Source organism: Candidatus Cloacimonadota bacterium (genome assembly GCA_011372345.1).
GTDB lineage: Bacteria > Cloacimonadota > Cloacimonadia > Cloacimonadales > TCS61 > DRTC01.
This window is the reverse complement of record DRTC01000015.1, coordinates 1-4217: the sequence shown is the minus strand read 5'-3', so window position 1 is coordinate 4217 and position 4217 is coordinate 1. Positions and strand designations below refer to the sequence as shown.

The 4217-nt window shown below is 35.5% G+C and carries 4 protein-coding genes; 3 read left to right on the top strand and 1 reads right to left on the bottom strand.

The annotated features are described in order from the left end of the window. Positions 1-562: CoA pyrophosphatase (locus ENL20_00250; GenBank protein ID HHE36992.1), on the bottom strand; the 562-nt coding region annotated here is incomplete at its 3' end. Positions 563-722: 160 nt separating this feature from the next. Between ENL20_00250 and ENL20_00245 the strand changes: the two genes are divergently transcribed. From ENL20_00245 to ENL20_00235, 3 genes are all read left to right on the top strand, one after another. Then, on the top strand, positions 723-1382 hold the full coding sequence (locus tag ENL20_00245; GenBank protein ID HHE36991.1) for a hypothetical protein: 660 nt from the start codon (positions 723-725) through the stop codon (positions 1380-1382). A 21-nt stretch (positions 1383-1403) separates the two neighbouring features. Next, positions 1404-2504 (top strand): hypothetical protein, encoded by a 1101-nt coding sequence (locus ENL20_00240; GenBank protein HHE36990.1) that lies wholly within the window; start codon positions 1404-1406, stop codon positions 2502-2504. Between the two features lie 43 nt (positions 2505-2547). Continuing rightward, positions 2548-4217: hypothetical protein (locus tag ENL20_00235; protein HHE36989.1), on the top strand; the 1670-nt coding region annotated here is incomplete at its 3' end.

Below are 4217 nucleotides of genomic sequence, written 5' to 3'. Positions count from 1 at the left end.
GCCCCCAGCTTTTTGCATATTTTTCCGGCAGACCTAATTCTTTCACCGGTAAAATAGAAATTTCCTTTCCTTCTTTATCTAAATAATAGGATTGAGCCTGGATTTTAATTTTATATTCTTTAGGGTTTTTTTTGAAAAAAAAGGATACTGGAACTATTAGAATTTTCTCTACTTCTTTTTTATGGATCCTCAGTTCATCTAAACTATCGATCATCAGTTTCCCGACAAATGTATTCACGATCTTTCCGTTGGGATTGACAAGAGTATCAAAAACTCCATCGATTTTTATTTTGTCTCTTTTGATTCCAAGTTCTTCCATGGTTTCTCTAATTGCAGCTTCCTGATAATTCTTATCTATTTTAGGATCAAAACCGCCGCCGGGGAAACATATTTCTCCTCCTTGCCTGATGTTAGCCGTTCTTTTTTGCAGTAGAAGGTAATATTCTCCCTCAAGGAAAACAAATGGTACGAAGACAGATGAAATAAAAAAGTTGTTTTTTCCTACAATATATGGTTTTGAAGGCAAATTATGCAAAAAATTCTTATATATTTCTCTATCCATTTTTTTATTCCTTAACTCTGAATCATGATCCCTAAAATATAAGATAGTGTCAAGTTTTGATTAAATAAATAAAAAAATGTTGACATAAAAATGAGTGATTTATAAAAAATGTCCGTATCTTCCTGATTCATTTGGATCAAGCGAAAAAGGAGATGAAGATTTGAGAAAAAGAATAATATTTTTTTTATTTATGATAGTATCTGCTCTAGTAGTTTCCGAAAATGAAGTTGACGATTCATTATTTGTAAAGATAAGTGATGGTATTTATAAAATAGGTGAAATTACAATTAATAAGCAATCTGGAGAAATTGAGTTTCCTGCAGAATTTAATATGGAAAGCAAACCGATCGAGCTGTTACTTTGCGGGAAAAACGGAAAATTGCATGAAAGTGTTTTGAAAACGGATATTGTTCCTTCACAGCTACAGGTTTCTTTATTATTATTAGGTTATGAATATGGTCAAAATATAGAATTTCAAGGTCAGGATAAAACTCCGGAAGGAGATTCTCTTTTGATCTTTGTTGAATGGATCGATTCTCTAAATAATAAGATCAAGGTGAGAATTGAAAAATTAGCTTTTAATGTCGCAGAAAAAAAGGAAATGAGAGAAACCTTTTGGATTTTCTCAGGTTCACAAGTTTTGAATGGAACTTTCATGGCTGATGTTGAAGGATCTATAATTACAACTTATCACGATCCCTTTACAATTATTGATAATCCTTTAAGTACTGGAAATGATGATACTTTGTATATAGTAAATTCACGAATAGTCCCCCCGAAAGGAACAAAAGCCAGAATAATTATTAAACCGTTTAACTAAATTATGAAAGGTGCAAAAAAAATGAAATCAAAAATCGTCTTGATCTTTTTAATTATTACTTCTTTTTCGTTTGCAAATCTCGATCTTTCTTTACAAAACGAGATTGAACATTCCATCAAATCCGGTTTACAATGGTTGACCGATCAGCAAAATGAGGATGGAAGTTGGGAACATTATCCGGCAATCACTGCCTTATCGGTTACAGCAATACTTCGCAGTAATCTGGGGATTTCTTCCGATTTCGAACCGGCAAAAAAAGGATTAACCTTTATTGAAAACTGCGCTAAATCAGATGGTTCAATTCATATTGGAGACTTACCGAATTATAATACCTCCATTTGTCTGATTGCTCTTAAAGAAGCTGATGATCCGAAATTTGAAGAATTGATAGATAAGGCTGAAAAATACTTATTAAGCATACAACTTGATGAATCTGAAGGATACACTCCTGATAGTCTTTATTATGGTGGAATTGGTTATGATGGAAGTGATAATCGTCCTGACATGTCAAATTTACAATGGGTGATCGAATCATTCCTTGAAAAGGAGACATCACAGTATGCAGTTGAGAATCCTCTTCCAAAGGAAATAAAAAACAAAGAAGCGAAAAAATTATTTTATGATAAAGCACTTGAATTTATGAAGAAATGTCAGAATTTAAAGGAATACAATCCTATGGATTATTCCGGTAATGACGGTGGTTTTATTTATGAAGTTGGTAAAAGTAAAGCCGGTGAAACAAAATCATACGGCAGCATGACCTATATCGGTTTAAAAAGTATGATCTACGCCCAGGTCAATAAAAATGATCCTCGGGTTCAAGCTGCTTATAATTGGATCAAACAACATTTTATAGTGGAAACTACACCCAAAATGGGAAATCAGGGTTTGTTTTATTATTATCAAACAATGGCAAAAGCTCTCAGAGCTTATGGTGAAGATGTGATCATAGATGAAAATGGAAAAAGCCATAGCTGGAGAGTAGAACTGGCAAATCAGATAATAAAAGTCCAAAATGAGGAAGGTTGGTGGCAGAATGAAAATGGCAGGTGGAGAGAAAATAATAAAGTTCTGGTCACAACCTATTGTGTTTTAAGTTTAGAGGAAATTTTAAGGAACTAACCGGTTCCAAATGAAAGTTTTCAAATTAATTTAGGAGGATTTCATGAAAACTAAAATTATTTATTTGTTCTTAATTTGTTTATTGATGATTTCAATATCATCCTGGGCAGACAGCTTTGAAAACAATGCCCTTGATCTAATCCAGAAATACAAGAATCTTCAACCTGCTCCTGTTCATAATGAAACAGGAAACTGGAATAACATCATGCATTCAAACCGTGTTGATCCAATGGTTAATTGTATGCCGTATTATTACAGCTGGGTTGGTAGAGAAATCACAATTTGGGGAAATGTTCATTGGGGAGATGATGAAACAGGAACCTATGAATGGGATGTTGACGGCACTATTTATTCGGGAACAGTAACAGATGCTCGTTATATTGCCGTATCGCACACATTTAATACGGGCGGATTGAAGACTGCGACATTAACTGTTACAGACGGATTGGGAAATATCGATGTGGATCAGGTGTCTATTAATGTAATTCCGATTGTGGATAAACAACAAAGAATTAATGCTGCGATTGAAGATGGCTTACGCTGGTTATATTTAAATCAATATGCAACCGGATACTGGTATACAACAGGTGAATATGGCGTTGGAACAACAGGTCTTGCTGTCCTGGCATTTGAAGAAAATGGTCACCATGGGAACAATGATCTCGATGAAGACATTTATGCGGAAACCGTTCAACTTGGTCTTGATTGGATCGTTAACAGCAATGGAACAACAATAGCTATCGGAACTCAACCGGCTGGAGATCCTGATACTGATGGAGATGGAATTGGTGTATATTTTTCCGGAAGTGTTTATGCTAATGGAATAGCCTGTCTGGCGGTTGCTGCTGGTGATCAACCTGATAAAATTATCGAAACCGGTGCTTTAGCAGGTATGACTTATTATGAAGCCATGGAAGATGCAATGAACGGTATAGCCTGGAATCAAACTGATGATCCTTCAGCAGGTCGAGGTGGCTGGAGATACAACACATACTATGATAATTATGGGAGTAGTGATAATTCTGCAGTTCAATGGCCTGTTTTAGCTCTTCATGCTATCGAGGAAAATACTAATGATCTTCCCTTTCATGATCCTATAATTGCTCCTTCCTGGGTTGCTGACGAGTTACAGTTGTGGCTGGAATACAGCGTTTGTGATAATGGTTCGTTTGGATATACTTATGGTAATTACTGGCCTAATAATGCAAAAACCGTTTCCGGAATGGCAAGTCATTATTACCTGGAAACTGCTCAAACAGCAGATGTGATTCAAAATGCTCTTGATTATCTCGATATACATTGGACCGATCCTTCTTATGATGGTAGTTGGTATGCTGAAATGTTTTATGGTAATTATTATGCCCTTTACGGTTTAAAAAAGGCAATGGAATTTTATGATATAACTACTTTCGGAACTGGTCCCCGTGATTGGTATGAAGATGTTTCCGATTATCTTTTAGATGATCCTTCATACGGACAATATGTTGATGGAAACTGGCCTAATGGTGCGAACTGGTTTACATTTACTCATGGTACAACTGCTGTTTCAGTGTTGGTTTTAACTCGTGGTGTAGTAACTCTTCAACCGGTTGCAGTTATCCGATCTTCAAGTTTACCACAACCAACAGATACTCCCATAACATTTTCCGGTCAGGAATCTTATCATCAGGATATAGAGGAATTTATAACAACCTGGGAATGGGATTTTGATGC

What these genes read in the sequence shown, in the direction of transcription:
- ENL20_00240 (HHE36990.1), top strand. Translation starts at nt 1,404, where the DNA reads ATGAAATCAAAAATCGTCTTGATCTTTTTAATTATTACTTCTTTTTCG.